This is a genomic window from Streptomyces sp. NPDC012888, assembly GCF_042900645.1.
Classification (GTDB): Bacteria; Actinomycetota; Actinomycetes; order Streptomycetales; family Streptomycetaceae; genus Streptomyces.
Window position 1 is genome coordinate 315,865 of sequence record NZ_JBIBBM010000007.1, and the last position, 24,678, is coordinate 340,542.

Annotated in this window: 26 protein-coding genes and 2 pseudogenes; 13 read left to right on the plus strand and 15 right to left on the minus strand. The window is 74.4% G+C overall.

Annotation, left to right across the window (positions count from 1 at the left end):
- The first annotated feature begins 98 nt into the window (after positions 1-98).
- The gene (locus tag ACFY61_RS15755; RefSeq protein WP_389472000.1) at positions 99-1,814 is read left to right on the plus strand and encodes an FG-GAP repeat domain-containing protein; all 1,716 of its coding nucleotides are present in this window, start codon (positions 99-101) and stop codon (positions 1,812-1,814) included.
- Between the two features lie 202 nt (positions 1,815-2,016).
- Positions 2,017-2,187, plus strand: coding sequence for a hypothetical protein (locus ACFY61_RS15760; protein ID WP_389472003.1), 171 nt, complete (start codon positions 2,017-2,019; stop codon positions 2,185-2,187).
- 64 nt (positions 2,188-2,251) lie between these two features.
- Here ACFY61_RS15760 and ACFY61_RS15765 read toward each other — a convergent pair.
- Positions 2,252-2,467, minus strand: a pseudogene (locus ACFY61_RS15765) (oxidoreductase); the annotation flags it as partial.
- Between ACFY61_RS15765 and ACFY61_RS15770 the strand changes: the two are divergent.
- The 4 genes and pseudogenes from ACFY61_RS15770 to ACFY61_RS15785 form a co-directional block, all read left to right on the plus strand.
- Positions 2,406-2,537, plus strand: a pseudogene (locus tag ACFY61_RS15770) (hypothetical protein); the annotation flags it as partial. The pseudogenes ACFY61_RS15765 and ACFY61_RS15770 sit on opposite strands and share 62 nt — an antisense overlap.
- 76 nt (positions 2,538-2,613) lie before the next feature.
- Complete coding sequence (locus ACFY61_RS15775; protein ID WP_389472006.1) at positions 2,614-2,934, plus strand: hypothetical protein; 321 nt, start codon at positions 2,614-2,616, stop codon at positions 2,932-2,934.
- On the plus strand, positions 2,931-3,227 hold the full coding sequence (locus ACFY61_RS15780) for a DUF6247 family protein (protein ID WP_389472090.1): 297 nt from the start codon (positions 2,931-2,933) through the stop codon (positions 3,225-3,227). Before ACFY61_RS15775 ends, ACFY61_RS15780 begins: the two co-directional genes overlap by 4 nt.
- On the plus strand, positions 3,224-3,499 hold the full coding sequence (locus ACFY61_RS15785) for a hypothetical protein (RefSeq protein ID WP_389472008.1): 276 nt from the start codon (positions 3,224-3,226) through the stop codon (positions 3,497-3,499). The genes ACFY61_RS15780 and ACFY61_RS15785 overlap by 4 nt, the downstream gene beginning before the upstream one ends.
- A 110-nt stretch (positions 3,500-3,609) precedes the next feature.
- Here ACFY61_RS15785 and ACFY61_RS15790 read toward each other — a convergent pair whose 3' ends face one another.
- The gene (locus ACFY61_RS15790; protein WP_389472011.1) at positions 3,610-3,831 is read right to left on the minus strand and encodes a hypothetical protein; all 222 of its coding nucleotides are present in this window, start codon (positions 3,829-3,831) and stop codon (positions 3,610-3,612) included.
- A gap of 172 nt (positions 3,832-4,003) precedes the next feature.
- Here ACFY61_RS15790 and ACFY61_RS15795 point away from each other — a divergent pair, with 172 nt between their 5' ends.
- On the plus strand, positions 4,004-5,224 hold the full coding sequence (locus ACFY61_RS15795) for a hypothetical protein (RefSeq protein ID WP_389472013.1): 1,221 nt from the start codon (positions 4,004-4,006) through the stop codon (positions 5,222-5,224).
- The gene (locus ACFY61_RS15800; protein ID WP_389472015.1) at positions 5,214-7,097 is read left to right on the plus strand and encodes a dynamin family protein; all 1,884 of its coding nucleotides are present in this window, start codon (positions 5,214-5,216) and stop codon (positions 7,095-7,097) included. The genes ACFY61_RS15795 and ACFY61_RS15800 overlap by 11 nt, the downstream gene beginning before the upstream one ends.
- A 79-nt stretch (positions 7,098-7,176) precedes the next feature.
- Here the strand turns inward: ACFY61_RS15800 and ACFY61_RS15805 are convergent, their stop codons facing one another.
- The 3 genes from ACFY61_RS15805 to ACFY61_RS15815 all read right to left on the minus strand — a co-directional run bounded on the left by ACFY61_RS15805 (position 7,177) and on the right by ACFY61_RS15815 (position 8,552).
- Positions 7,177-7,584: a hypothetical protein gene (locus ACFY61_RS15805; RefSeq protein ID WP_389472018.1), complete on the minus strand. Its 408-nt coding sequence runs from the start codon at positions 7,582-7,584 to the stop codon at positions 7,177-7,179.
- A gap of 95 nt (positions 7,585-7,679) precedes the next feature.
- Entirely contained in the window at positions 7,680-8,084 is a 405-nt protein-coding gene (locus tag ACFY61_RS15810; protein ID WP_389472020.1) for an ATP-binding protein, read from the minus strand.
- A gap of 90 nt (positions 8,085-8,174) precedes the next feature.
- Entirely contained in the window at positions 8,175-8,552 is a 378-nt protein-coding gene (locus ACFY61_RS15815) for an STAS domain-containing protein (protein ID WP_389472023.1), read from the minus strand.
- Between the two features lie 301 nt (positions 8,553-8,853).
- Here ACFY61_RS15815 and ACFY61_RS15820 point away from each other — a divergent pair, with 301 nt between their 5' ends.
- The 3 genes from ACFY61_RS15820 to ACFY61_RS15830 all read left to right on the plus strand — a co-directional run bounded on the left by ACFY61_RS15820 (position 8,854) and on the right by ACFY61_RS15830 (position 12,066).
- The gene (locus ACFY61_RS15820) at positions 8,854-9,375 is read left to right on the plus strand and encodes an isochorismatase family protein (protein ID WP_389472026.1); all 522 of its coding nucleotides are present in this window, start codon (positions 8,854-8,856) and stop codon (positions 9,373-9,375) included.
- 78 nt (positions 9,376-9,453) lie between these two features.
- Positions 9,454-11,781 (plus strand): bifunctional serine/threonine-protein kinase/ABC transporter substrate-binding protein, encoded by a 2,328-nt coding sequence (locus tag ACFY61_RS15825; protein ID WP_389472028.1) that lies wholly within the window; start codon positions 9,454-9,456, stop codon positions 11,779-11,781.
- 87 nt (positions 11,782-11,868) lie between these two features.
- Complete coding sequence (locus ACFY61_RS15830; protein WP_389472031.1) at positions 11,869-12,066, plus strand: hypothetical protein; 198 nt, start codon at positions 11,869-11,871, stop codon at positions 12,064-12,066.
- A gap of 5 nt (positions 12,067-12,071) precedes the next feature.
- Here ACFY61_RS15830 and ACFY61_RS15835 read toward each other — a convergent pair whose 3' ends face one another.
- The 7 genes from ACFY61_RS15835 to ACFY61_RS15865 all read right to left on the minus strand — a co-directional run bounded on the left by ACFY61_RS15835 (position 12,072) and on the right by ACFY61_RS15865 (position 19,737).
- Positions 12,072-13,274: a serine hydrolase domain-containing protein gene (locus ACFY61_RS15835; protein WP_389472034.1), complete on the minus strand. Its 1,203-nt coding sequence runs from the start codon at positions 13,272-13,274 to the stop codon at positions 12,072-12,074.
- Between the two features lie 163 nt (positions 13,275-13,437).
- Entirely contained in the window at positions 13,438-13,602 is a 165-nt protein-coding gene (locus tag ACFY61_RS15840) for a hypothetical protein (RefSeq protein WP_389472036.1), read from the minus strand.
- Positions 13,599-14,696 carry a serine hydrolase domain-containing protein gene (locus ACFY61_RS15845; RefSeq protein WP_389472038.1) on the minus strand — a complete coding sequence of 366 codons (1,098 nt, stop codon included), beginning with the start codon at positions 14,694-14,696 and terminating at the stop codon, positions 13,599-13,601. The genes ACFY61_RS15840 and ACFY61_RS15845 overlap by 4 nt, the downstream gene beginning before the upstream one ends.
- Positions 14,697-14,714: 18 nt before the next feature.
- Positions 14,715-16,292 carry an alpha/beta fold hydrolase gene (locus ACFY61_RS15850; RefSeq protein WP_389472041.1) on the minus strand — a complete coding sequence of 526 codons (1,578 nt, stop codon included), beginning with the start codon at positions 16,290-16,292 and terminating at the stop codon, positions 14,715-14,717.
- Between the two features lie 12 nt (positions 16,293-16,304).
- Positions 16,305-17,873 carry an alpha/beta fold hydrolase gene (locus ACFY61_RS15855; protein ID WP_389472044.1) on the minus strand — a complete coding sequence of 523 codons (1,569 nt, stop codon included), beginning with the start codon at positions 17,871-17,873 and terminating at the stop codon, positions 16,305-16,307.
- Between the two features lie 125 nt (positions 17,874-17,998).
- Positions 17,999-18,634 (minus strand): class I SAM-dependent methyltransferase, encoded by a 636-nt coding sequence (locus tag ACFY61_RS15860; RefSeq protein ID WP_389472046.1) that lies wholly within the window; start codon positions 18,632-18,634, stop codon positions 17,999-18,001.
- A 65-nt stretch (positions 18,635-18,699) separates the two neighbouring features.
- A complete protein-coding gene (locus ACFY61_RS15865; protein ID WP_389472047.1) occupies positions 18,700-19,737 on the minus strand; it encodes a PP2C family protein-serine/threonine phosphatase in 1,038 nt (345 codons plus the stop codon).
- A 226-nt stretch (positions 19,738-19,963) separates the two neighbouring features.
- Between ACFY61_RS15865 and ACFY61_RS15870 the strand changes: the two genes are divergently transcribed.
- Entirely contained in the window at positions 19,964-20,209 is a 246-nt protein-coding gene (locus ACFY61_RS15870; protein WP_389472049.1) for a hypothetical protein, read from the plus strand.
- Position 20,210: 1 nt separating this feature from the next.
- Complete coding sequence (locus ACFY61_RS15875) at positions 20,211-21,404, plus strand: winged helix DNA-binding domain-containing protein (protein WP_389472052.1); 1,194 nt, start codon at positions 20,211-20,213, stop codon at positions 21,402-21,404.
- A gap of 30 nt (positions 21,405-21,434) precedes the next feature.
- Here the strand turns inward: ACFY61_RS15875 and ACFY61_RS15880 are convergent, their stop codons facing one another.
- The 3 genes from ACFY61_RS15880 to ACFY61_RS15890 are packed head-to-tail and all read right to left on the minus strand — an operon-like array spanning position 21,435 to position 24,223.
- Entirely contained in the window at positions 21,435-22,592 is a 1,158-nt protein-coding gene (locus ACFY61_RS15880; protein ID WP_389472053.1) for an agmatine deiminase family protein, read from the minus strand.
- Positions 22,593-22,646: 54 nt separating this feature from the next.
- Positions 22,647-23,807, minus strand: a complete 1,161-nt coding sequence (locus ACFY61_RS15885; RefSeq protein ID WP_389472092.1) for an RNA polymerase sigma factor — start codon at positions 23,805-23,807, stop codon at positions 22,647-22,649.
- Between the two features lie 8 nt (positions 23,808-23,815).
- Positions 23,816-24,223: a YciI family protein gene (locus ACFY61_RS15890; RefSeq protein ID WP_389472056.1), complete on the minus strand. Its 408-nt coding sequence runs from the start codon at positions 24,221-24,223 to the stop codon at positions 23,816-23,818.
- Positions 24,224-24,678: the final 455 nt, after the last annotated feature.

A 24,678-nucleotide genomic window follows, 5' to 3' on the forward strand; every position in this document is an offset into this window, starting at 1 on the left:
GTAACCGAATGGGTAGATTGCTCCTCGCGCCACAGGGGACACAGGTGGCGTTGTACGCGGCAGCACCTTGCCGCGGGAGCACCCGGGGGAATCGACCCATGCGCACGCGCGCCCTCATCGCAATCGGCGGTACGGCGGCCCTGTTGGCCACCGCGACCCTCACCGGAACCGTCTCGGCGGCCTCCGGCACCACCTTCTCGCAGCCCGCCCCCGCCCGCATCAAGCCCGGGGACTGGCACCGCATCAACCCCAGCGGCACGGTCGGCACCGGCGCGGACGGCGTCTTCGTCTACGCCCTCAGCGCCCGGCCGCTCACCGACCCCACCTGGAGGTCCGGCGGGACACCGGCCGGGCTGACCACCCACCTCACCGACACCTGCCAGGCGATGCCCGGCGTCGCCGGCGTGATCCTCTGCCCCGCCAAGGGGATGAGCTACATACCCGCCCCGTACGTCGTCTCCGAGCCGGGCAACCGCAACGGAACCCGCGTCCACTACGGAGTGGTGTACGCCCCGAGCCCGGCCCCCGCAGACGTCGAACATGCCGTCCGGGAAGCGCAGGTGGCGGCCACCCGGCCCGCGGACGGCCTGCACGGCTGGGGCAGCGTGACGGTCCGCACGCCCGACGACGTGGCCCGCAACAAGCTCACCGTCGCCGCCCCGCCGCTCAGGGCCGGCGCGTCCGTCACCCAGTCGGTCACGGTGGACGCCGTGGACACCGCCCAGCTCTCCGTCCGCATCAAGCCCACCCCGACGGCGGCCCAGCGCGACTGGAACCTCGACGAGGAGACGGCCTTCCGCGTCACCTCCATCACCTCCGGACCGTCCGCCACCTGCCGCGAGTACGGCGCCGGCATCGAATGCGACGTCAGGAAGCCCGGCGAGGTGAAGATCGCGTTCACGGTGGCGGCCGACCCCCGCGCCCTGGCCTGGAAGCTCGACACCACCGCCGAATACGGCGTCTACAGCTACGCCCAGGAGGACAACCCGCGGGCCTGCGCCTCCTTCCGGGTCGTCAGCCCGCGACCGGTACGCGACCGGCACGTCCTGTTCGCGCGCGCCCAGGACGGCCGGCTGTGGCGGCACACCGGCGACGGCAAGCCCGAGAACCTCTTCGACCCCTGGGACAGCTACCAGGTCGGCCCGGGCTGGCACACCTACGACCAGCTCACCAAGCTCGCCCCGTTCACCGGCCGCGCCTCGGGCGGCGGCATCGTCGGCCGTGACCGCACCGGCATCCTGTGGCACTACGCCCCCCACCCCTCCTTCGCCCTCGCCACCCGCACCAAGGTCGGCCCCGGCTGGCAGGTCTTCGACGAGCTGGCCGGCGTCTCCGACGTGACCGGCGACCGCAAGCCGGACCTGGTGGCCCGGGACCGCGCGGGCGTCCTGTGGCTGTACCGCGGCACCGGCGACCCGGCCGCACCCTTCACCGCCCGCACCAGGATCGGCGGCGGCTGGCAGGTCTACGGCGACCTCGTCGGCACCGGCGACCTCACCCGCGACGGCAAGGCCGACCTGATCGCCCGCGACCGCTCCGGCGGGCTGTGGCTGTACCAGGGCACCGGAAACGCCGCGGCCCCGTTCGGCCCGCGCGCCAGGGTGGCCACCGGATTCGGCGCGGACGTCCGCTCCCTCGCCGTCCCCGGCGACCTCACCGACGACGGCATCCCCGACCTCGTCGTCCAGACGACCGACGGCCGCGTCCGCCTCCACGCCGGCACCGGCCGGGCCGCCGACCCCTTCGACCACGCCCAGCTCGGTCTCAGCCCCTACGGCGAAGAGCGGATCGCCACCTACGACACCCTCCTCTGACCCGCCCACCCGCCCCGTCACCGCCCGGTGAGCCACGACCCGGCCCACCGGGCGGCGCCCGCCCGCAGGGGCCCGCAGGGCGATTGCACGCCGGGTCCCTTGGACCGAACGTGTGAGTAACGAGGCGTGGAGCGTCCAGGTTTGATAGGTGTGGACCGGTTGTTTCTTCAGCGGATCCGCAAGATTTGGAAAGGGGGCTGTGATGGGGCTGCTCCCCACGACGGTGCACCGGTGCCGGGAGTGCCGGGCGGACGAGGACAGCGGCGAGGCGCGTACGGTGACGGTGGCGGAAGGCAGGCTGTCGGTCACCTGGCACCTGGCGAGCTGCCCCCACTACCGCGCCGACCGCGTCCTCGCCGGCCGCGACACCTGAAGCGCGACACGACCGGAAACCAGCGCCGGACCGCCGGCCTCCGCGGCGACGGTACGGCGGCCGGTCAGCGGGCACTCGCCGCGGGACGGACCACGACCTCGTTCACGTCGACCGGCGCCGGCCGGGAAACGGCGTACGCGATCGCCTCGGCGACGGCCGGGGCCGGCAGCGCCACGCCGCGGTAGGCCTTCATGGCCTCCCTGGCCACGGGGTCGCCGATGCCGTCCGCGAGTTCGGACTCCGTCACGCCCGGAGCGACGAGCGTGACCCGGACGCTGCCGTCCGGGGGCCACACCGCCGAAGCCGTCGCCGGCCACCTCCGCCAGGTGGCCGGACTCGAACCCGACAACCCGCGCCTGCGCGACCTCGCCCGCGAACTCACCGGTCACAGAGCTGACTTCACCCGCCTGTGGAAACGCCCACACCGTGCGCGGCAAGACGCAGGACGCCGAGCACTTCCACCATCCGGACGTCGGCCCCCTGACCCTTGCCCACCAGGCCTTCGGCGTACGCGCGGCACCCGGCCCGCAACTGGTCGTCCACCAGGCCGGACCCGCCACCCCCAGCGCCCGGGCCCTCACCCTCCTCGGCACCCTGCACGCCACCGCACGACGCTCCGCCCCCGCCACCGCCACGACCCACGGGCCGCCGTCCGCCCGCCCCCGAACCGGCGGGCCGGGCCGAACCGCCCTCCCGGCGCCCCGGCGGCGGCTAACGTGTCGGTACGACCCCTGGAGGAGCCCGTGAGCGCGCAGCCCGAGGAAGCCCCCGCCCCGCCGGCCCCCGCCGCCGCCGCCCGGCTGCTCGCCCGGCTGCGCGAAGACCGCCGCGCCGACACCTGGGTACCGGCCTTCGAGCGGGACTGGGCCAAGGCCCTCGAGGACTCCCGCCACAGCTACACACTCACCCCCCTCCACGACGTGGTCCGCACCTGGCAACTGCGCGTCGCCACCGCCCCCGCCGTCGACGCCTACATGGACTCCGGCCGCGACGAGACCGGCTTCGTCGACCTGGACGACGTCCTCGGCAGGCCCCGGTGAGCGGACGGCCGTGGGCGGTCCGCCTGTCCCCGCGGGCCGCCGCCACGCTCACCGACCTCGACGGACCCGCCACCGAGACGGTCCGAGACGTCCTTGACATCGCCGTCCGCTCCCCCTGGGGCTGGCCCCAGTGGAACACCGGCGACCCGGAAGGCGAGGACGTACGCTCCGCCGGCGTGGGCCGGCTCTCCGTCGTGTACGTGATCAACCGCCTCACCCGGCGCCTGTCCGTCCTGGACATCGTCTGGATCGGCCAGGACCCGTCCGGGTGACGGCCGCCCCGGCCTGACGGCACCGCACCGAGAACTCCCGGGCTCGACTCCCCGGCTCGGCACGCCGGTTCGTACCCCGCTCCCGCGCGGCCGGAGGGGGCCGGCCCGGGTCAGGGCGGCGACTCGGCCCAGGTCTCGGGCCCGCCCCCGTGCCACTCCACGAGATCGCCGGTCAGCAGGTCGGACTCGCCGGCGTCACCCAGACCGGCCTGCCGCAGGAACTCCACGACGTCGGACGGCCGGGCGGCGACCCCGAGGAGCCGGCCGTCCCCGCCCACACGGCGCCGGCCGTCCTCGTCGGGCGGGTAGACGACGAAACGCGCAACAGCCATGCCCCCACCTTCGGCGGCCGCGGCGTCGGCGACATCCCGCCCGACCCGAACGGGTGAGGCCCGCCCGACCCGACGCCGCCCGTCCCCCCCCCACCCCCCCGCGGCGGTTTGGCCGGCGGCCAGGGGGAGAGAACTGGACACGCACCACTCGACACGCGAACCCAGGGGGAGCATGTCAGACGGCATCATCACCTTCGGCATAGGTGCCGCGGCCCAGGCGGCCGCCTCGCTCGTCAACACCCAGCAGCACCTGGCGGCCGGCGAACGGGCCCGCGCCGCACAGCACGAGTTCGAACGGAAACAGGCCACCACCCGGTTCGACCGCGAACTCCAGCTCGAAACCGTCCGCCACCAACGCCAGTTCGAGCTCCGCCGCCTCGAATCCGACCTGCGCAGACAGGAATCCCTCACCGCCCTCGGCACCCAGACCCTCTACTCCACCTATCCCCTCCCGGAAGGCCCCGGCCACCTCCGCGCCGGCCTCCGGATCCTGGCCGACGACCTGTCGGACCTCCCGCCCCTGCTCCTGCTCCCGCCACTCGGCGGGGCAGTCGAAGCCCAGTGGGCAGGCCTGCGCACCGCCGTCCTGACCGGCCTGCGCCGCACCCTCGGCAGCGGCGGGCTGGTCGAGACGTACGACCACCTCAACCACTTCCCGTGGCCCCACGCGGGCCTCTACTGGAACGACCTGTACGGCATCCCCACCTTCGTCACGCAGATCACCCTGTTCCGCGACACCCTCGAACTCTGCATCGGCGGCTGTCACCTCGGCCCCACCGCGACCCGGGCCGAGCCGCTGCGCAGCGTCCTGCTGCACCGCAGGCAGCCGGCCGACGCCTGGACCGAGGCGGCCGTGGCCCAGCTCAACGACCGGGCCCCGGCCGGCCGGACTCTCGCGGTCCCGAACGGCCCGGGCGGCCTCGACCGCCTCGAAGTGGAGGTCGCCGCCCGCGCCGTCACGGCTGTGATCACCGCCGCCGTCGACGCGTACTGGCTGGCCGTGACGGTGCGCTACCGGCAGCGCTTCGACGACGCGGCCGCCCTCCTCGGCCCCGGAGCACTCACCGACTGGCCCGCCGACCTCGGCGTCCCCCTCGCCCGGGTCGCCGACCCGGCCTACCACCTGCTGACCGTCGCCCGCCGGGAAGCCGCCCGCGGCCGCGCCGCCGCCGCGCTGGCCGCCCTCGAACGCTCCCTCGCCGTCCTCGCCCACCCCGATTACACGGTCGCCGGGCCGCCCTTCCCGCCCCCGGCGGAGACCGCCGAACACGTCCGCGCCGCCGACCAGGGGTACACCGAGGCCCTCCGCACCACCCTCGACGCCGTCACCGGCGTCCTCGGACCGCTGCCCGCCGCGCCGGCCGCCGCCCAGGAGGTCCTCGATGAACAGTGAACGACGCGCCGCCCCCGCCGCCGGGCCCGACCTCGACGGACTGACCTGCGCCCTGGAACGCCACCACGCCCTGCTGCCGTCACCGGAGCCGGCCCTCACCGACGCCCTGACCGCCCTCCGCCGCTCCGCCGACCAGGCCCACCTCGCCGTCCTCGGCCCCGAAGCCGTCGGCAAGTCCACCCTGGTCAACCGGCTCGTCGGGACGGACGTCACCCCGGAATCCCCGGCCCTGCCCGGCACCGTGGCCCCCGTGTACGTCCGCCACGCCGACGTGGACGCCCCCCGCTACCGGATCCGGCTCGCCCGGGGCGACGGGACCGACCAGCCGGTGACCGAGGACGTCGAGGACCGCGACGCCTTCGACCACTGGATGCTCCAGCAGCACAACCGGGACAACAACCGCGGCGTGCTCAGCGGTCACGTCGAGCTGTCCGCGCCGATGCTCTCCGGCGGACTCAGCCTGGTCGACCTCCCCGGCCTGTCCGGGGTGTCCGCGGCCGTGTCCGAGCAGACCGAGCGGGACCTGGCGGGCCGCGCCTACTCGGTGGTGCTGGTCTCCATGGGGCGGGGCAGCCTCAGGTCCCTCCTCGACACCGTCCGCGAACTGGTGGAGGGACCGCGCCCCACCCGGGTGGCCGCCCTCGTCTTCAACGAGGCGGACCCGCGCCTCCTCACCCCGGACCGCCTCCCCGCCACCCTGGCCATGCGCCGGCAGAGCGTCACCGAGATCCTGGCCCCGCTGGACCGCGACGGCCGCCTCGGTGTGTCCTCCGCAGGCCTGTACTGCCTCAACCTGCTCCAGCCCGACGCGCACCTCCTCGAAGGCCTGCGGGAACGGCTGACCGCCTCGGTACGCGCCGAGGTACGGCGGGCCGCGGCCGAGACCACCCGCTACGCCCTGCCGGTACTCGACGCGGCCCTCAACCGGAGGTCCGACAGGGTCGCGGCCGTCCTGTCCGGGTCACTGCACCGCCTGGAGATCGACCGCAGCGCCGACGAGGCACTCGCAGGCCTGGGATCCCGGCACGCCCCGGCCGCGCCGTCGAGCGGCACACGCCCCGGCGGCGGAGGTGGTGACGAACTCCGCGCCCTCGAGGAGGCCGACAGGGACCGGGAGTGGACGGAGGTCGCGCCCGTCTACCTGGAGGAGGCGGCGCGGATCGCCCGCACCCTGGACGAGGTCGACGTGCCGCTGCGGAACGGACTGACCATCACCAAGGGCCACGCCAAGGAGGTCAGCGACGAGGTCGAGAGCGCCCTGGCCGCCTCCCGCAAGCGGATCGCCGAGGCGACCACCCCGGGGTTCCGCCGCCTCGCCGAAGCCCTCGACGCCGTCGCCCGGGAGCGCGAGGCGTACTTCGACGCGCGGGTCCCCACCGGACTGCACCGCACCACGGCCCAGGACGGGAAGGACGCCGAGGTCGACATCGGTAACTACCGCTACCGCAGCGCCGGGGAGATGTTCCAGGGCGTGCTGGCGCTGGAGAACAGCCGCTCCTTCCAGGCCGCGGCCGCCCTGATCCTGCCCTCCGTCCACTACCTGGGCGGCGGCCACCGCGGTCACCTCCGCCGGGACCTGCGGCAGCTCAGGGCGCACACCTCGTCCCAGCTGCTGGGGCCGGGCGGCGCGCCGGCCCCGTCCTGGCTGAACAGCCGCAGGGAGCTGGTCGAACGGGTCCGTACGGAGGTGACCAAACGGATCGAACACCTGGCCGGGACGGCCTCGAAGCGCACCCCGCTGATGCTCGGCGCGCTCGCCCTGCACCAGACGCGGATCAAGGAGGCCCGCGCCGACATCGCCGCGTGGGACCGCCGGCTCAGCACCCTCCGCGGCGACCCGGCGGGCCCGGCCCGCCCGGCCGGCACCGGATGACCACCACCCGCCGGGGTCCCGCACGGCCGCGCACGCCGGGCCAGGCCGCGCGGGCCCCGGTAAGCCGCTGCCGCCGTCGTCAGTCGTCGAACCTGAGCCCGCCCCCGTACTCGGTGGTGTCGGTGATCGTGCCGTCCTCGACGGTGCGGGACTGCTCCACGAACGCCTGGGCGCCGGCCTCGACCCCACCGTCCCCGCCCCAGTCCTCCGGATATCCGACCTCGACGGACGCGTCGTAGACCGTCCGGTCCGCGACCGTGCCGTCCCGCACGGTCCGCGCCGTCGTGTGCGAGAACCCGCCGCCGAGGGAGAAGTCCCCCGCGACCTCGAACGACCCGTCTCCGCCGGCTTCCGTCCCGTACGCCGGCTCGGTCCCGGTCAGGGACTCCGTGCCGGTCACGGACTCGATCCCCACCGGCGCTCCGGCGCCGTTGCCGCCGTACGCCTCCTGCCCGGCGCCGCCGTACTCGTCCTCCGTAGCCGACATGGCACTCCCTTCCCCGACGGCCGGCACCCCCGCCGGGTGCCGCCCCCGGGACGGACCTTCCCCCGTTCCCCGCCGCCGCACACCGGCCGGGCCGGCTAGGCGCGGGGCAAGGGCATGTGCACGTGCACGGTCTTCCCGCCCTCTGCGGCGGGACGGACCGACACCTCGCCGGCGAGGGTGTTCACGATGTTCCAGCCGAAGCCACCGCCCTCCCCGCTGGTGTCGGCCGGGCGCGGGCGCGGTGGGACCGGGCTGCTGTCGGTGACGTCGATGTCGACGCCGGTGTCGGTGAGGGCGAGGTCAAGGCTGCACGGCCCGTGCGTGTGCCGGACTGCGTTGGAGACCAGCTCGCTGATCAGCAGGAGGGCGGCATCGGCGGTCGTGTCGGCGAGGGGCCGGCCGGCGTGGAGCGCGGTGTCGAAGAAGTCGCGGGCCCGCCGGCGCGCGCAAGCGGTCGCCGACGTGTCCGGCAGGTCGGTGTGCTGGGTCAGTGGCGGCATCCTTCGCACCCTGTCGTTGCTCGTGCAATGGCCGGGGGACCCCATACGTCTACCCGCCCCGCGCCGACCATGCACGGTACGCGCGCCGACCTAATCGGCGCGGGCCGCCGCCAGGCTGTCGCGGATGGTGAACAGGGGGGCCGTGCCGGTGTGCGCGAGGAGCGCCGACAGCTGGAGGGGCAGGGGTCCCGCGAGGACCAGGTGGTGGGCCTGCCGGGCACCGAGCAGCACGTGCAGGAGGGCCGAGTCGGCGAAGGCGACGCCCGTGCAGTCGACGATCGTCCGGCGCAGGGCGGATCCCTCCGCGGCCGCCAGGATCTGCCGCACCTCACCGGCGCTGTCCATGTCGAACTCGCCGACAGGGGTGATCACGCACAACCCCCCGTGCTCGGTCGTGGAGTCCACGGTGGCCCGCCCGAGGGCGCGGTAGCCGTCCGAGGGCGGGGGGTGCTTGGGTACTTGCTTCATGGCGGGTCCAGGACGCGGTCGTGAGCTCAGCCGGGCCGGAGGGGCCGGGCCGGGATCGGTGGGCCGACGGTGGGGCCTTCACCAGACGCGTTTCCTGGACGCGCGAAGCGCCGACGATGTCCTTCCAGCATGGCACCGACGGCACACCGGGCGCCAGCACGACCGAAGCACAGCCCCACGTGACGGCGCACACGCGGCGCGTGACCGGCGCGCACCGGTGGTGCGGCGCCGAGCGGGGCCCGTCGCGGCGGACATCGCGGAAACCACCGCTGTGGTGATCACATCCGGGTACCTTCGTGCCATGCCTCCATTCGACGCCAGCCGCATGGCCCTCGTCCTCGTCGACCTGATGGAACGTATCGCCGCCCTGCCGCTCGGCCCGCGGACCGGGTCCGAGGTCGTGGCGACGGCCGCGCGTCTGGCGGGTGCGTTCCGCGCGGCGGGCGCACCGGTGGTCCTGGTGCGGGCCGAGCGCCCAGGAGTCGACGTGCAGCCGCCCGGCAGCGGGCTCGTGGCCGGCCTGGTGGCCGCGGACGACCACGTCCTCGTCAAACGCTCCATCGGCGCCTTCCAGGACACCGGGTTGCACGAACTGCTCGCCGGACGGGGGATCGACACCCTGGTGTTCGGTGGCATCGCGACCAACCTCGGGGTCGAATCCACCGCACGGGCGGCCGGGGACCTGGGCTACGGACTCGTCTTCGCGGAGGACGCCATGGCCGCCCTGACCGCCGCGGAGCACCGCGCCTCCGTGGAGCTGGACTTCCCCCGCCTCGGAACGGTCCTGGCCGCGGACGCCGTGGCCTTCGCGCCGCGGCCCTGACGGCCCCTCGTACCAAGGGGTGGGATTCGAGCCACCGCCGCGTCACCCGGTCGGCCCACCAGGTCCTAGAGTGTGCGCGTGACCCAGCAGCAACCCGAACTCATCGCCGGCCGTTACCAGCTGGTCGAACGCATCGGCCAGGGCGGCATGGGCCGGGTCTGGCGGGGCGTCGACCAGCAGCTCTTCGGGCGCGAGGTCGCCATCAAGGAGATCCTCTTCCCGCCGGGGATGGAGGACGGCGACCGTGCCTCCCTGCTCGGGCGCTTCACCGGCGAGGCCCGCGCGGCGGTCACTCTCAGCCACCCCGGGATCATCACCATCCACGACGTCGTGGAGCACCGCGGCGCCCCGGTCATCGTCATGGAGTTCATCCGGGGCGAGTCCCTCGCCGCGGCCATCCGCCGGCAGGGCCGGCTGCCCGTCCGGCGGGTGGCGGAGATCGGCTCCGCCGTCCTCGACGCGCTCAGCGAGGCCCACCGGGCGCGGATCGTCCACCGCGACGTCAAACCGGACAACGTGCTCCTGACCAAGGACCGTGTCGTCCTCACCGACTTCGGCATCGCCCACCTCGCCGACGCCACCACCAAGCTCAGCAACAGCGGGATGGTCATCGGCACCCCGCAGTACATGCCGCCGGAGCAGCTGGAGGGCAAGCGCCCGACCCCGGCCAACGACCTGTGGGCGCTGGGCGCCACCCTGTACCACGCCGTCGAGGGGCGCCCCCCGTTCGACGCCGACGGGCTGCACGCCCTGGCCGTGGCCGTCTTCACCCGCCCCCACCGCCCGCCCGTCCACGCCGGCCCGCTGGCACCGCTGCTGGAGGCGCTCCTCACCAAGGACCCGGAACGCCGGGCCGGCGCCGAGGAAGCCGCGGAACTCCTCGCGTCGGCGCTGCGGTCCGCCGGCGCACGCGACGGCGGCACCGCCCGGCACGAACCGGAACCGGAACCGCAGCCGGATCCCCGACCGGACCCACAGCCGCAGCCGGGGGCGGAGGCCCCCGCCGGGCCGGAGATGCCGACGGAGCAGGCCCCCACCCCGACCGAGCGGGTGACGGAACCCCCGCACCGGCAGGTACCGCCGACCGAACAGCTCCTCTCCCTCGAACGGACCGGTGACGAAGGACGCGGCGACGCCGGCACCGCCCCGCGGCGCGCCCTCACCCGGAGGTCCGCCGTGCTCGCCACGGCCCTGGCCACGCTCACCGCCGGCTCCCTGCTGGCCTGGACCCTCAACGGTGACGACCGGCCCGGCGCCGACGCGTCCGGCGGCGGCTCGGCGGCCTCCGCCGTCACCGTGGTCATCGGGGTGGAAGCTCCGCTGAGCGGCGACCTGGCCTCCATGGGCACCGGCATCAGGAACTCCGCCGACCTGGCGGTCAGGACCGCCAACCGGACCCGGCACGTGCCGGGGGTCAAGTTCGAGATCAAGGCCCTCGACGACGGGGCCGACCCCGCCAAGGGCGGCCCCAACGCCGCCGTCTTCGCGGCCGACAGCCGGGTCCTGGCCGTCGTCGGCCCGCTGAACTCAGGCGTCGCCCGGACCATGGCGGAACCGCTCGCCCGGGCCGACCTGGTCAACGTCTCACCCGCCAACACCGACCCCGCCCTCACGCTGGGCCCCGACTGGGCCGCCGGCAGCAAGTCCCGTCCCCACCGGACGTACTTCCGCACCGTCGCCCACGACGTCGACCAGGGGCCGTCCGCCGCCCGGCACCTCCACGGCGAGGCCCGCAGGACGAAGGTCCACGTCGTCGACGACAGGAGCAGCTACGGCACCGGCCTCACCTCGGGGTTCCGGGCCGAGTTCACCCGGCTCGGCGGGACCGTCGTCGGCACCGACCAGGTCGACCCGGCGCAGGACGACTTCTCCGGCCTCGCCGCCAAGGTCCGGGCCTCCGGCGCCGACGCCGTCTACTTCGGCGGCTACCACACCACCGCCGGGCCGCTCTCCCGGCAGCTCAAGCAGGCCGGCGTGAACGTCCCCCTGATGGGCGGCGACGGCATCTTCGACCAGCAGTACCTCACGCCCGACCCGAAGCCCGAGGGCGACCTCGCCACCCAGATCGGCGTCCCCGCCCAGGACACGCCCCGCGGAGCGGCGTTCCTCGCGCAGTACCGGGAGGCGGGGTACCCGGAGGAGGCCGGCTGGTACGGCCCCTACGCGTACGACGCGGCCTGGGCGGTCATCGAGGCGGTCGGGACGGTGGCGAAGGCCCACGGCGGCACCCTGCCCGCGGACGCCCGGGCGAAGATGCCGAAGGCCGTCGCGGGGGTCGCGTTCGACGGAGTCACCGGCCGGGTGGCCTTCGACGCGTACGGCGACACGGTCAACCGGCGACTGACGGTGTACGCGGTCAGGGCCGGCGCCTGGACGCCCGCCCTCAGCGGCCCCGGTCTCCGCTGACGCATGGTGACCCTCTGTGTTTATCTTCCCCCGTCCCGGTAACAAGACGTGGTGACAGGTAGTCAGTAGCCGAGGGAAGGCAGGAACATGAACCTCGTTACCGTGCTCATCCTCGTCGCGGTCTTCGCCCTCGTGGGCCTCCTGGTCGCGGCCCCCAGCGCGCCCGTGCGCCGCAACCCCTTCCCGGGCCGCCGCCGGCGCCGGCGGACCCGCGCCCGCCGTCCGGCCGCCGACCGGCCCGCCGGCCTCCCCCAGCAGCGGGGGATCCAGCACCACGCCCGGTGACCGGACTACCGGTCACGGTCCTTGAGCAGGGCGCACGCGAAGTCCTCCTGGACGGTGCGGAGCCGGGCGAGCAGGGCGGGCTTGTTGCCCTTGCTGGTCTGCGTGTTGACGGAGAACGTGAGGGACCGGGTGCCGTCCGGGGTCGTGGCGGCGAGCTGCGTGTACCCGGGGAAGTTGCCGGTGTGGCCGTGCAGCACGCCGCAGCGCGTGGTGTACCGGAAGACGGCGAGCCCGGCCGCGTTGGTGCCGGGCCCCGCCGGCTCCGAGGAGTCGCCGGGCCGGAAGGTCAGCTGCTCCTGGCGGGTCCGGGGTGACAGCAGTCCCGGTCCGCCGTACGCCCGGATGAACGCGCCCAGTTCCCCGGGGGTGGAGACGACGCCCCCGGAAGCCCACACCCCCGAGGCGCCGATCGCCTCGCTGACGTCCACCGGCTCGGCCGGCGGGGCGACCTCGTAACCGTGCAGGAACGGGCGCGGGAGGCGGTGGCCCAGGGGCAGGCTGGTCCGCCGCAGCCCCAGCGGGCGGTACACCAGCTCCTTGAGGAGGTCCTCGTAGCGGCGGCCGGTGACCGCCTCGGCCATGAGGGCGACCGCGATGTTGTCGGAGTTGGAGTACTCGTACAGGCTGCCCGGGCGGAACAGCAGCGGCTCCTCCGCGACGAACCCGAGCAGCGAGCGCGGGTCGAAGACGTGCCGCGGATCGGCCTGGAGGATGCTCACGAACTCCGGAGCCGTCGAGAAGTCCGGCAGACCACTGGTGTGCTGGAGGAGTTGACGCAGGGTCACCGCGTGCCAGGCGGCCGGCTGCGCGGGCAGGAGTTCACCGATGGTGTCGTCGAGGGAGAGCAGCCCCTCGTCGACGAGCCGGAGCGCGACGGCTCCGCTGAACGCCTTCGCGATGCTGGCGATGCGCATGTGGTCGTCGATGTGCGGCCGGCGGCCGGTGGCGGTGTCCCCGACTCCCGCGGTGTACACCCGCGTACGGTCGCCGCGGGTCAGCACGGCGATCACCCCGGGCGGTCCGTCCTGCTGGGCGACGAGCCGGTCGAGCTGCCGCTGGAGGCGCTCGTCCTGCCGCGCCGGTCCGCCGACGGGGTCCGTGCCGGCTGCCCGCGCACCCGGCGTGAGCAGTGCGCCGAGCGCGGCGACGGCGAGGACGGCGACGGGCAGTCCGGAGCGGAAACGGCGTACGGAGGCGCGGCTGGGCACGGATGTCTCCCGGTGTGCGGCGGACCGGCCGGTCAGGCCTGCCGGTACCGCCTGCCTAGCAGCCCGGCGGGCGCACCCGTTCCGCGGCGCGCCCGCCCGGGGCCCGGTCGGCGGACACGGCGTTACCCCGCACCGGGCGTGTCGCGGAGCCGGTGCCGGGAGGTCAGCGCGGGTCGCGGGAGTCGGAGACGGCCGTCAGGACCATGACCAGACCGAGGGGCAGCAGGGTGAGGAGCGCGAGAATCATGAGCCGCTCCTGCCCCCCACCCGGCCGGCTGACGCACCCCCGAGCCGCGCAGATGCCGGACCGGCGCGGTGGCCGCGTCATTTGCTCCAGATGTCCAGCAGGCGGTTCGCCGCGCGGAAGTTGTCGGGCGAGTCCGCGTTGCACACGACGGCGACGGCGGTGCCGCGGTCCGGACTGACCTTGAAGGTGCTGTGGAACCCCTCCCAGTCCCCGCGGTGCACCAGGCCCCCGTCGGGCAGGACCAGGACCCCGGCCCCGTACCGGCCCTCCGCGATGCCGCGCCCGCGCAGGACGTCGCCCACGCTCACCGCCCCCGCCGTCACCCCGGCGAGCAGTTCCGGCCCGCCGACCCGGCCCGTGCGGTAGTTGTCGGCCCAGCGCACGAGTTCGCCGGCGGTCGTCTGCACGGCTCCGTCCCCGTACTGCTTCCAGGGGGAGGAGTTCGGGACGAACGAACCGTCCCGTGCGTCGTACGACTTGGCCTTGCCGGGTACGTCCGTCGCCGGGGACAAGGCCATGCGCAGGCCCAGGGGGGTGAAGAACTCCCGCCGGACGAAGGCGGCGAACGGCTGGCCGGTGACCCGTTCGACGACATGGGCCAGCAGGACGTAGTTGGAGTTGGAGTAGGAGAACTTCCGGCCGGGCGGATCCTCCGGCCGTGCGGCGAGGACGGCCGTGATCGCGTCCTGCTGCCCGGCCGGGTCGGTCACCTCGACGCCCTTCTCCTCCAGCAGGTCCTGGTAGTCGGTGATGCCGCTGGTGTGGTGCATCAGGTCGGCCAGCGTGACGTTCCGGGCCCAGTCGGGCGGGTCGTCGAGGAAGCGGGACAGCGGGTCGTCGAGCGAGAGGGCGTTCCGTCCGGCCAGCAGGAGGACGGCGTCCGCCGTGAACTGCTTGGAGTTGGAGGCGATGTCGAAGACCGTCGCCGGTGTGATGGCCCGCCCGGTCGCCAGGTCGGCCTTCCCCCTCCCCGCCTCCCACACCACGTCACCGCGCCTGCCGACGGCCGCGGCGCACCCCGGGCCACCGGCGGAGGGCACCAGTTCACGCATGACCTCCGCACTGCGCTCCTCACGGTCACCGCCGGCCGCGTGCGCCCCCGGGCCCGCCACCCCGGCCAGTACCGCCGCGGCGGCGACACCCGCCGCGGCACACCAGGTCGCCGTCCGGCGCATGGCCACCGCCTCCTTCCGCTACGGAACGATCTCGAACTCCGGGGGCTTCAGGTCCTTCAGACAACCGGTGTCCGGGTCCGTGGGGGTGTCGAAGAACGACAGCGTGATCGCCTGGGCGCACTTCGACGTGGCGAACACCACGTGGGGCTCGTAGGGAACCGTGACGACGGTCGACCGCGGCAGGGTGCGGGCCACGTACGGGCCGTTGGCCGCCGCGGTCTGGGCGTCGAACCCGCCCGAGAGGACGAGCGTGGGGATGTCGCTGCGCGTGACGTCCCGGATCGAGCGCGGCGCCGCGGGGACGTCCCACACGTCGCAGTCCGGACGGAGGAAGGTCAGCCCGGGTGCCTGCTCCTGTACGGAGCGGGGGAACGAGGGGTAGGCCTGCTGACCGGCGCGCAGCGCTTCGGCCTCGGTCTCGTACGGCGTCCACTCGCCGCAGAAGACGCCGTAGACCAGCCCGTGGGACAGCCGGCCGATGGCCTGCGGGCTGTACTTGCCGCTCGCCCACTGCTGGGCGATCCGCCGGGGTTCACCGCGGGCCAGCTCGTCTAGGGCGGCCGGTACCTGGGGCGCCACGTGCGTGGCGGCCGTCAGCCAGTTCACCAGGGCTCCGCCGTCCAGGACGACCTTCACCTGCTTGTCGCTGCCGGGGAGGGTGACGGTGGTGGTGACCGGCTTGGCTTCGAGGTCACGGACGAGGCGTTCGAACGTGGCCGCCAGGTTCGGGTAGCGGCGGTTGCAGGCGGGCTGCTCCGCGCAGGCCTTGAACACGCCGTCGAAGCCCTGCTTGGCGGCCCGCCAGGTCACCGCCGAGCCTCCGGTGGACGGCGGCAGGACGCCGTCGATGCCCACGGACCGGATGCCCTCCGGGTGCAGGCGCATGTAGACGAGGGCCAGCTGCGTGCCGTAGGAGATGCCGAACACGTTCCACTGGTCGAGGCCCAGCGTGGTGCGCAGGGCCGCGAGGTCGGCGGCGCTCTCGATGTCGTCGTACGCGGCGAGGTCGGCCCCGGTCGCCGCCAGCTTGTCGCGGCAGGCCTTCGTGGCCGCCACGTGCTGGCGCTCGGTGGCCGGCGCGCCGTAGACGAGCCCGGTCGCCCGTGCGTTGAACTCGTCGATGTTGCGGCAGGTGAGGGCCGGGTCGGCCGAGTAGGTGCCGCGCTGCGACATGAAGATGACGTCGCGGTCGCGGTTCAGGCCGCCGGTGACGGCCATCTTCGCCTCGCCGACGGCGTCGTCACCGGGCCCGCCGGCGAGCCACACGATCGGGTCGGGTTTCGGATCGCCGTTCGCCGCCGGCACGATCGCGACAGCCAGGGTGATGTTCCGGCTGCCCGGCTTCGTGCGGTTCTCCGGAACGGTCAGGGTGCCGCAGCGGGCGCCCTCGAGCTCGGGGACGGGATCCGCCGTCTTCGGGCAGGGGCCCGGTTCGAACCGGGCGTCGCCCACCGTGCGGGCGACCGTGCCGGGCGCACCTCCGGGCGTCTCCTCACGGGCGGCCGCGGGCGCCGCCAGCAGGCCGGTGAGGAGCAACCCGGCCGTCGCCACGGCCGGGCCGGTGGTGCGCGACCGTCGTACGTGTGACCGTGCCATCTGTCCTCCCGGTCACTTCGGGATGATCGTGAACGGTTCCCACCGCAGCCCGGCGACGCAGCCGGTGTCGGGTGCGGTCGGGCGGGTCAGGAAGGACGCCAGCACCTTCTGGGCGCACGGCGACTGCGGGACCACCCAGTGCCCGATGCCGGGGATGCGCACGGTGGTCGAGCGGGACAGCGTACGGGCGGTCTGCTGCGCCCAGCTCGTCCCGGTCTTCATGTCGAACGTCCCGTTGAGGAAGAGCACCGGCACCGAGCTGACGGCGGGCACCCGCTGGACGGCGGTGCGGTCGGGGACGTTCCAGACGCGGCACACCTGGTTCTGGAAGGCCAGTTGGGGCGCCTGGGCCTGGACGGGCTCGGGCCACCGGGGGAACGCCTCGCGGCCGGCCGCCAGCACGTCCGCCGGCGAGTGGTCCGGGACCCATTCGCTGCACACCACCGAGTTGGTCAGGCCGTGGGCGGTCTGGCCGGTGACCTGGACCGAGCCGGCGGCGCGGGCGCGGGCGAGACGTTCGGGACGCCCGCGGGCGAGTTCGTCGAGGGCCGCGGGGACGTCGGCGAACGGGATCGCCTTCGCCACCAGCAGGTTCACCAGTGCGCCGCCGTCGAGGACGACCTTCACCGGCTTCCCGCCCTGCGGCGGCTCGACGTCGAGTGTCAGCGGCTTCGCCTCCAGCCGGCGCACCTGCTCGTCGAGGGTGCGGGGGAGGTCGGGGTAGCGGTTCCTGCAGGCGGGTTCGGCCGCGCAGGCCTCGAAGAGGTGGTCGAGCCCCTCGCGTGCGCTGGCCCAGGCGAACGGCAGGGACACCGAGGGCGCGGGGGCGATCGAGTCGAGCGCCACGGAGCGTATGCCCTCGGGGTGCAGGCGCAGGTAGGTCAGGGCCAGGTTGCTGCCGTAGGAGTGGCCGTAGACGTTCCACTGCCCGATGCCGAGTGCCGTGCGCAGGTCGGCGAAGTCGGCGGCGTTCTCGGTGCTGTTGTAGGCGCTCAGGTCGGTCGTCCCGGCGGCGGTCAGGCGGTCCCGGCACTGCTTCGCCGCGTCGAGCATCCGCCGCCGCGTGTCCGGCGCGTACGAGGGGAGCCCGACGGACGTGGCGTGGAAGCGGTCCAGCTCGGGGCAGGCGAGGTTGGGCTGGTCGTAGAGGTTGCCGCGCTGGGCCATGACGATCAGGTCGCGGTCCCGGTTCAGGCCGGAGTCGACCAGGAACGGGATGTCGTCGAGAGTCTCGCCGCCGGGTCCGCCCGACATGAACACCACGGGGTCCCGGGCCGGTTCCGCCGAGGCCGCCGGGATGACCGCCACCGCCAGCCGGATGGTCCGGCTCCCGGGACGGGCACGGTTCTCGGGCACCTCCAGGACACCGCACCGTGCGGTGGCCAGCGCCTCGATGGGTTCGGGCGGCGCGGGGCAGGGGCCCGGTACGAAACGCGAGGCGGCGGCCGTGCCCGGCCCGGTGGCCGTTGCCGTGGCCGTGTGGGGTGGTGCGGCGCCCGCCGGGGCCGGGCCGAGTGCTGTCAGGACGGCCAGGGCGGCCCCGGCAGCCGCCGCCCCGTTCCGGAGGCCGTGTTCTGCCATGGGATCCCGTTCCTCTGCCGGATCGACGGCTCCCGCCGGGCCCTGCCGCGGCGTGCTGATCGGAACGTACGCCTGTATCCGACGCTACCGGCTGGTCCGGGCGGGCGCATGCGGGCGGCCCGGCCTCAGGGGTGGGGGAGGCGGGCCAGCAAGTGGGCGTCGAGGAAGCCCCGCTCGGACGCCGGGTCGTGGATCAGCCGGGCGAACGTGTCGAGACCGGCCCCGGCCAGCAACTCGGCGAAGTCGTCCACCGGCCAGCTGTGGGCGGGCGCCACCTTGTGGTCGAAGCGGACCGGTCCGGGCCCCTCGGTCGCGAAGAACGAGACCAGCAGCAGACCGCCGGGGGCGAGAACGCGTACCAGCTCGGCGAGGAGCGAGGGCAGTTCCCCGGGCGGGGTGTGGATCGTCGAGTAGTGGGCCAGTACGCCGCCGAGCGCGCGGTCCCCGACCGGCAGGGCCTCCATCCGCGCCTCCTCGAAGCGCAACGCGGGGTGGGCCCGCCGGGCGTGCCTGACCATGCCGGGGGAGAGGTCGACCCCGAAGGCGTCCAGTCCCAGCTCGTGCAGCATGGCCGTCAGGTGCCCGGGCCCGCACCCCACGTCGGCCGCCCGCGGGTTGCCCGTACCGCGCACCAGCTCGGCGAAGGTGCCGACCATGGCCCGGGCGAACGGCTGCGTCTCCAGCCGGCCGGCGAACATCGACGCGTACAGCTCGACGACCGCGTCGTAGGCCGCTGCGGTCTCCTCCTGGTGGTCCGTCACGGGGAGCAAGCTAACACCCGCCGGTGGTCGTGCCGGTGGTGCGGGCCCGGGCCGGGGCCGGATGCTCAGGGCCCGCGCAGGCGTACGGCCAGGGCGGCGATGTCGTCGTCGAGGCGCCCCCGGCTGTAGCGGAGCAGGTCGCGGTGGAGGGCCGTGAGCAGTTCGCGCGGGGGTGTCGGGGGCTGCCGCCGCATCCAGGACGCCAGCGGGAAGAACTCGCCGTCGCGGGCCCGGGCCTCGGCGATCCCGTCGGTGTAGAGGAGCAGCACGTCACCGGGGGCGAAGTCGAAGGTGTCGACGTTGTAGTGGTCGCCGATCAGCTCCGCGAGGCTGAGCAGGGGCGAGGGCGTGGCGGTCTCGAGGGAGCGGAGCTGTCCGCGGTTCAGCACCAGCGGCGGCGGATGACCGCAGTTGAGGATGCCGATGCGCCGGCCCCCGTGCGGGATCTCGACGAGGAGGGCGGTGGCGAAACGTTCCGTCGGCCCGTCGGGAGGGAAGGCCGCGTTGTAGCGGGTGCTGCTCGCGTCCAGCCTGCGGGCCACGTCGACGAGGTCCGCCTCGTCGTAGGCCGCCTCCCGGAAGGCGTTGACGATCGCCGCTGCCGCGCCCACCGCCGGCAGGCCCTTCCCGCGCACGTCGCCGATGAGCAGCCTGACCCCGTACGGCGTGTCGACCACCTCGTAGAAGTCCCCGCCGATCCGGGCCTCCGCCGCGGCCGCCAGGTACAGCGACTCGATCTCGACGTCCCCGTAGCGGCGCGGCATGGGGCTCAGCACCACCTGCTGCGCGGCGTCGGCGACGAGCCGTACCTGGAAGAGGGTGCGTTCCCGCTGGAGCCGGACGTGGCTCCCGTACGCGGCGGCCACGGTGACCGCGATGATCCCCGCGGCCGTCCACCACGTCCCCAGGTCGGGGAAGACGAGGCTGAGGCCGATCATCAGGAGCAGGCAGACCGTGCCGAGCAGGACCGTGGGGAGGACCGGCCACATGGCGGCGGCGAGGGCCGGCGCCGCGGGCAGGAGACGGCTGAACGCCATCTCCGGCGGAGTGGTGTATGCCAGGCTGGCGATGACGACGGTCAGGATGACCGGCGACAGCCGCACTAGTCTTCCCGGGCCGGGGCGCCGACGGAACCGCGGTCGTCCAGACTCGATCACAATTCACAGAATATCCGTGTAACGAGGGCACAGCGCTCTGGCGAACCCGAGCGGGCCGCCCACCCGCCCTCACCCGGCCCGGCGAGCACCCCCACGGTTCAGAGGACACGTCCTGTCCTGAAACGGTCCTAGCGTGGAACCACCCGAACCCGCTGGAAAGGGAGGAACCACCATGAAGATCGCGATCCCCGGCACGGGCGGCGGCGCCCGCCCCCACACGGCCGAGCTCACCGAGCCCGGCCACGAGGTGTTCGCCGGCACCCGCGACCCCAGGGCCGCCCCGGCCCGCACCGAACCGGACACGATGGGCAACGCCCCCTACGGCCGGTGGCCCACCGGCTTCGGCTTCGGCTTCGGCTTCGGCTTCCGCCCGGGCCGGCGGTCCGGCGGCCACGTCGGCATCAAGGTCGTGCGCTGACGTGACCGCACTGCCCCGCATCACCGCCGAGCAGCGCCGCGCCCGCCTCGTACGGCGGCACCTGCTCGACCCCGCCGCCCGCGCGCACACCGCGCACGACGTCGCCCGGGCCCTCGTCGGCCTGCACGCCACCGACCCCGCGACCGTCTACCTCGCCGCGGCCGCCCGCATGCACGCACCCACCGTCGACGCCGTCGAGCACGCCCTCTACCACCGCCCCACCGGCGCGCCCGCCCTGGAACGCATCCGGTGCATGCGCCGCACCATGTTCGCCGTCCCCGCCGACCTCGCCCCGGCCGTACGCTCCGCGACCGCCCAGGACGGCGACCGTCTCCGCGCGGAGGCCCTGGACAGGCTGTCGAAGGCCCTCGGCTGGGACCAGCGGCACTACGCCGCCGTGGAACGGGACACGCTCGACGCGCTCACGGCCCGCGGCGAGGCGACCGCGGCCCGGCTGGCCGCCGACGTCCCGGCCCTGCGCGAGCAGCTCACCACCTTCCCCGGCAAGCCGTACGAGTCCCGCCAGCGCGCCGGCTCGACCGTCCTCGCGGTCCTCGCCGCCGAAGGCCGCATCCGCCGCTGCCGCCCGGCCGGGTCGTGGACCTCGGCCCAGTTCCGCTGGGCGCACGCCGAGCCGCTGCCCGCCGTCCCCGCCGCCGAAGCGCGCGCCGAACTCGCCCGGCACTACCTCGCCGCGTTCGGCCCCGCCACGGCCGACGACGTCAAGTGGTGGACCGGCTGGAACCTCACCCACACCCGGCAGGCCATCGCGGCCACCGGCGCCCGGGCCGTCGCCCTCGACGAGGGCACCGGCTACGTCCTGCCCGGGGACCTCCCGCCCGACGGGCCCTGCGAACCGGGCGCGGCGCTGCTCCCGGGCCTGGACCCCACCTCCATGGGATGGCGTCACCGCACCTGGTACACCGACCCCGCCCACACCGCGGCGCTGTTCGACCGGAACGGCAACATCGGCCCCACCGTCTGGTGGGACGGCCGTGTCATTGGCGCCTGGGCCCAGCGCGCCGACGGACACGTCGTCCACCACCTGCTCACCGACCCGGGCAGCGCCGGCCGTGCCGCCGTCCACCGCGAGATCGAACGCCTGACCGCCTTCCTGGCCGGCGGGCGTGTGACCCCCGCCTACCGCACGCCCCTCGAACGCCGGCTCGCGGCGGGCGGGCCGTACGCGCCGTGAGGCGCCCTCGCGGCGACGCCCGCCGGGCGGTCAGGCCGCGGGCTCGCCGGGCTGGTCGTGGGTGGCGCAGTGGATCCCGCCGCCGCCCGCGGCGATGGTGTCGATCGGGACGGGTACGACGTCCCGCCCGGGGAAGTGCTCCCGCAGGATCCCGCGCGCCCGGTCGTCGGCCTTGCGGTCGCCGAACCTCGGCATGAAGACCGCGTCGTTGGCGATGTAGAAGTTCGCGTACGTCGAGACGAAGTCGTCGCCCCCGCCGGTGATCCGGTTCGGGTCGGGCTGCGGGAGATCGACGATCTCGAAGCGCCGGCCGCGGGCGTCGGTGGCCCGGGACAGCACCGAGTACGCCTGGTCGGCGGAGCGGGACCACGAGTCCGGCGGGGTGCCGGGGTGGGCGCGGTCGAGCAGGACGACGCCGGGTCCGGTGAAGCGTACGAGGCTGTCCACGTGGGCGTCGGTGATGTCCTCACCGCGTACCCCGGCCAGCCAGACCACCTTCCGGACGCCCAGGGTCCGCTCGAGCTCGGCCTCGATCGTGGCCCGGCTCTTGTCCGGGTTGCGGTTCTCGTTGACCAAAGAGCTCTCGGTGACGAGGAGGGTGCCTTCCCCGTCCGTCTCGAAGGAGCCGCCCTCGCCGACGAGCGGTGCCCGGACGCAGGGGACCTCGTACCGGGGGAGCAGCCTGCGGCCCACCGTGCCGTCGTTGCGGTGCTCCTGCTTGCCGCCCCAGCCGTTGAAGCCGAAGTCGACACCGATGACCTCGCCGCCCTCCTCGACGAAGACGGGGACGGTGTCACGGGCCCAGAGGTCGTCGACGGCCAGTCCGATCACCTCGACCTGGTTGCCGCAGGCGCGCCGGGCGGCGTCCGCCTGCTCCGGCCGGGCCATCATGACGACCGCCTCGTACTCCGCGACGTTCCGGGCGACCCGCGCGATGTCCTCGCGGACGTCGCGCAGGTCCTCCTGCCAGACCGACGCCAGGGCGGGCCAGGACATGAACGTGCGGGCGTGGGCGTCCCACTCGGCGCCGAAGCGGCGCCGACCGCCCGCGGTCGCGGTGGGGGCCGAGCTGCCGGCGTTCCGGACTCCGCTGACGGTCGGGGCGCAGGCGGAGGCGCCGGCGACGGCGGCGCCGATCCCGGCGATGGTGCGCAGGACGGTCCGGCGGTGGGCGGACGGGAAGAACACGGGTGTCTCCGTTCGGAGGGCGTCCCGCCACTCTGGCACTGACTGAAAATTCAGTCAACTTTCGCTCGTCCCCCGTGCGCGGAGCGCGTTGAGCCGGGCGGCCCGGCGCGTGAGGTGGTCGCGTTCGGCGAGGTTGGGCGCCTTGCCGGCCGCCTCGGCGTACAGGCGGGCCGCCGTCGCCGGATCACCGTCACGCTCGTGCAGGTACGCCGCCACGGCGGTGTGGCGGGGCAGGGAGGCGTCCAGCTCGGCGAGCGCCGCCAGGCCCGCGCGGGCCCCGTCGGCCTCCCCGACGGCCACCGCCCGGTTGAGCCGGACCACCGGGCTGCCGGTCAGGCGCACGAGCTCGTCGTACCACTCCACGATCTGCACCCAGTCGGTCTCCTGCGCGGTGGGCGCGTCGGCGTGCAGGGCGGCGATGGCGGCCTGTGCCTGGAACTCGCCCAGACGGTCGCGCGCCAGGGCCGCCTGGAGGATCCCCACGCCTTCGGCGATCAGCGCGGTGTCCCACCGTGCCCGGTCCTGCTCGGCGAGCGGCACCAGACCGCCGTCGGGCCCGGTGCGGGCGGCACGCCGGGCGTGGTGCAGCAGCATGAGGGCGAGCAGCCCCGCCACCTCGGGGTGGTCGACCACGGCCGCGAGCTGCCGGGTGAGCCGGATGGCCTCGGCGGCGAGGTCGACGTCCCCCGAGTACCCCTCGTTGAAGACCAGGTACAGGACCCGCAGCACGGTGGAGACGTCCCCGGGCCGGTCGAGCTGCACGCCCGACACGGAGCGCTTGGCCCGGCTGATGCGCTGCGCCATCGTCGCCTCGGGCACGAGGTAGGCCCGGGCGATCTGGCGGGTGGTGAGCCCGCCGACGGCACGCAGGGTGAGCGCGACCGCGGACGACGGCGTCAGCGACGGGTGCGCGCACAGGAAGTAGAGCCACAGCGTGTCGTCCGCCGCGGGAGCGGGCCCCGCGGCCGGCTCCTCGCGTACGCGCAGCTCACGCCTGCGGCGGGCGGCGTCGGCGCGCGTGGCGTCGAGGAACTTGCGCCAGGCGACGGTCACCAGCCACCCCCGCGGGTCCCGCGGGGCCTCGGCCTCCCACACCCGGAGCGCCTCCACCAGGGCGTCCTGGACGGCGTCCTCGGCCGCCGCGAAGTCGGCTCCGCGGCGGACGAGGACGGCGAGCACGCCCGGTGTGAGGCTCCGGAGGAGGCCCTCGTCCATCGGTGGCGTCACTCGGTGATCGTGGGCGGCGCGGTCAGGAACGGCCGCAGCTCCAGCCACTCGTGGATCGGCTTGCCGCCGGCGCCCGGTGCGGCCGACAGCTCGCCGGCGAGCTCGACGGCCCGCTCGTAGCTGTCGACGTCGATGATCATCCAGCCGGCGATGAGGTCCTTGGTCTCGGCGAACGGCCCGTCGGTGACCGGCGGGCGCCCCTCGCCGTCGTAGCGCACCCATGCCCCCTGCGGGGCGAGCGCCTGGCCGTCGACGAACTCGCCGGTCGTCTCGAGGCGGGCCGCGAAGTCGTTCATGTACCGCACGTGGGCCGAGATCTCCTCGGGCGTCCACTGGTCCATCGGGACGTCGTTCACGGCGGGCGGGGCGCCGCGGTAGTGCTTCAGCAGCAGGTACTTGGCCATGGTGGTTCTCCTCGCCGGTGCGACCCAGTGCGGTCGCTCTCATTGTGGGGACGGAGCCGGTCACGGGTTCTCGACATCACCGGACGAAAATCTCCGCGCCGGCCGGCGTCTGGGAAAGTCGCGTGCGGCAGGGTCTCGGCCTTCGATTCGGGGGTGGGAGTGGCCCGCGACACACCCCACAAAGGGGTACAACCAGACACGTAAGGTGACATTCGGGCCGGTATCCGGTGAGGCGGCCCACAGGACCCACGTCACATACGACCCGGGACAGTAGCCCTTCCACCCGCCCTGCGCCGCGGCTACCGCCGGTCGGTGCGGTCCGGTCTGCGGTCGTGGCTAGTAGGTGGGGGCGTTGCCAGGGGGGCGGGGGGCTGGCTAACTGGTGTTGTCGCAGAGCGGACGGGGTCCTCCGATCCCCCGCTGACGAACCCCTCTCCCTGGCGTGAGTGGCTCAC

Coding starts and splice junctions, on each gene's coding strand:
- ACFY61_RS15755 (WP_389472000.1), top strand. CDS start 99: ATGCGCACGCGCGCCCTCATCGCAATCGGCGGTACGGCGGCCCTGTTG.
- ACFY61_RS15760 (WP_389472003.1), top strand. CDS start 2,017: ATGGGGCTGCTCCCCACGACGGTGCACCGGTGCCGGGAGTGCCGGGCG.
- ACFY61_RS15790 (WP_389472011.1), bottom strand. CDS start 3,831: ATGGCTGTTGCGCGTTTCGTCGTCTACCCGCCCGACGAGGACGGCCGG.
- ACFY61_RS15795 (WP_389472013.1), top strand. CDS start 4,004: ATGTCAGACGGCATCATCACCTTCGGCATAGGTGCCGCGGCCCAGGCG.
- ACFY61_RS15800 (WP_389472015.1), top strand. CDS start 5,214: ATGAACAGTGAACGACGCGCCGCCCCCGCCGCCGGGCCCGACCTCGAC.
- ACFY61_RS15805 (WP_389472018.1), bottom strand. CDS start 7,584: ATGTCGGCTACGGAGGACGAGTACGGCGGCGCCGGGCAGGAGGCGTAC.
- ACFY61_RS15810 (WP_389472020.1), bottom strand. CDS start 8,084: ATGCCGCCACTGACCCAGCACACCGACCTGCCGGACACGTCGGCGACC.
- ACFY61_RS15815 (WP_389472023.1), bottom strand. CDS start 8,552: ATGAAGCAAGTACCCAAGCACCCCCCGCCCTCGGACGGCTACCGCGCC.
- ACFY61_RS15820 (WP_389472026.1), top strand. CDS start 8,854: ATGCCTCCATTCGACGCCAGCCGCATGGCCCTCGTCCTCGTCGACCTG.
- ACFY61_RS15830 (WP_389472031.1), top strand. CDS start 11,869: ATGAACCTCGTTACCGTGCTCATCCTCGTCGCGGTCTTCGCCCTCGTG.
- ACFY61_RS15840 (WP_389472036.1), bottom strand. CDS start 13,602: ATGACGCGGCCACCGCGCCGGTCCGGCATCTGCGCGGCTCGGGGGTGC.
- ACFY61_RS15845 (WP_389472038.1), bottom strand. CDS start 14,696: ATGCGCCGGACGGCGACCTGGTGTGCCGCGGCGGGTGTCGCCGCCGCG.
- ACFY61_RS15850 (WP_389472041.1), bottom strand. CDS start 16,292: ATGGCACGGTCACACGTACGACGGTCGCGCACCACCGGCCCGGCCGTG.
- ACFY61_RS15855 (WP_389472044.1), bottom strand. CDS start 17,873: ATGGCAGAACACGGCCTCCGGAACGGGGCGGCGGCTGCCGGGGCCGCC.
- ACFY61_RS15870 (WP_389472049.1), top strand. CDS start 19,964: ATGAAGATCGCGATCCCCGGCACGGGCGGCGGCGCCCGCCCCCACACG.
- ACFY61_RS15885 (WP_389472092.1), bottom strand. CDS start 23,807: ATGGACGAGGGCCTCCTCCGGAGCCTCACACCGGGCGTGCTCGCCGTC.
- ACFY61_RS15890 (WP_389472056.1), bottom strand. CDS start 24,223: ATGGCCAAGTACCTGCTGCTGAAGCACTACCGCGGCGCCCCGCCCGCC.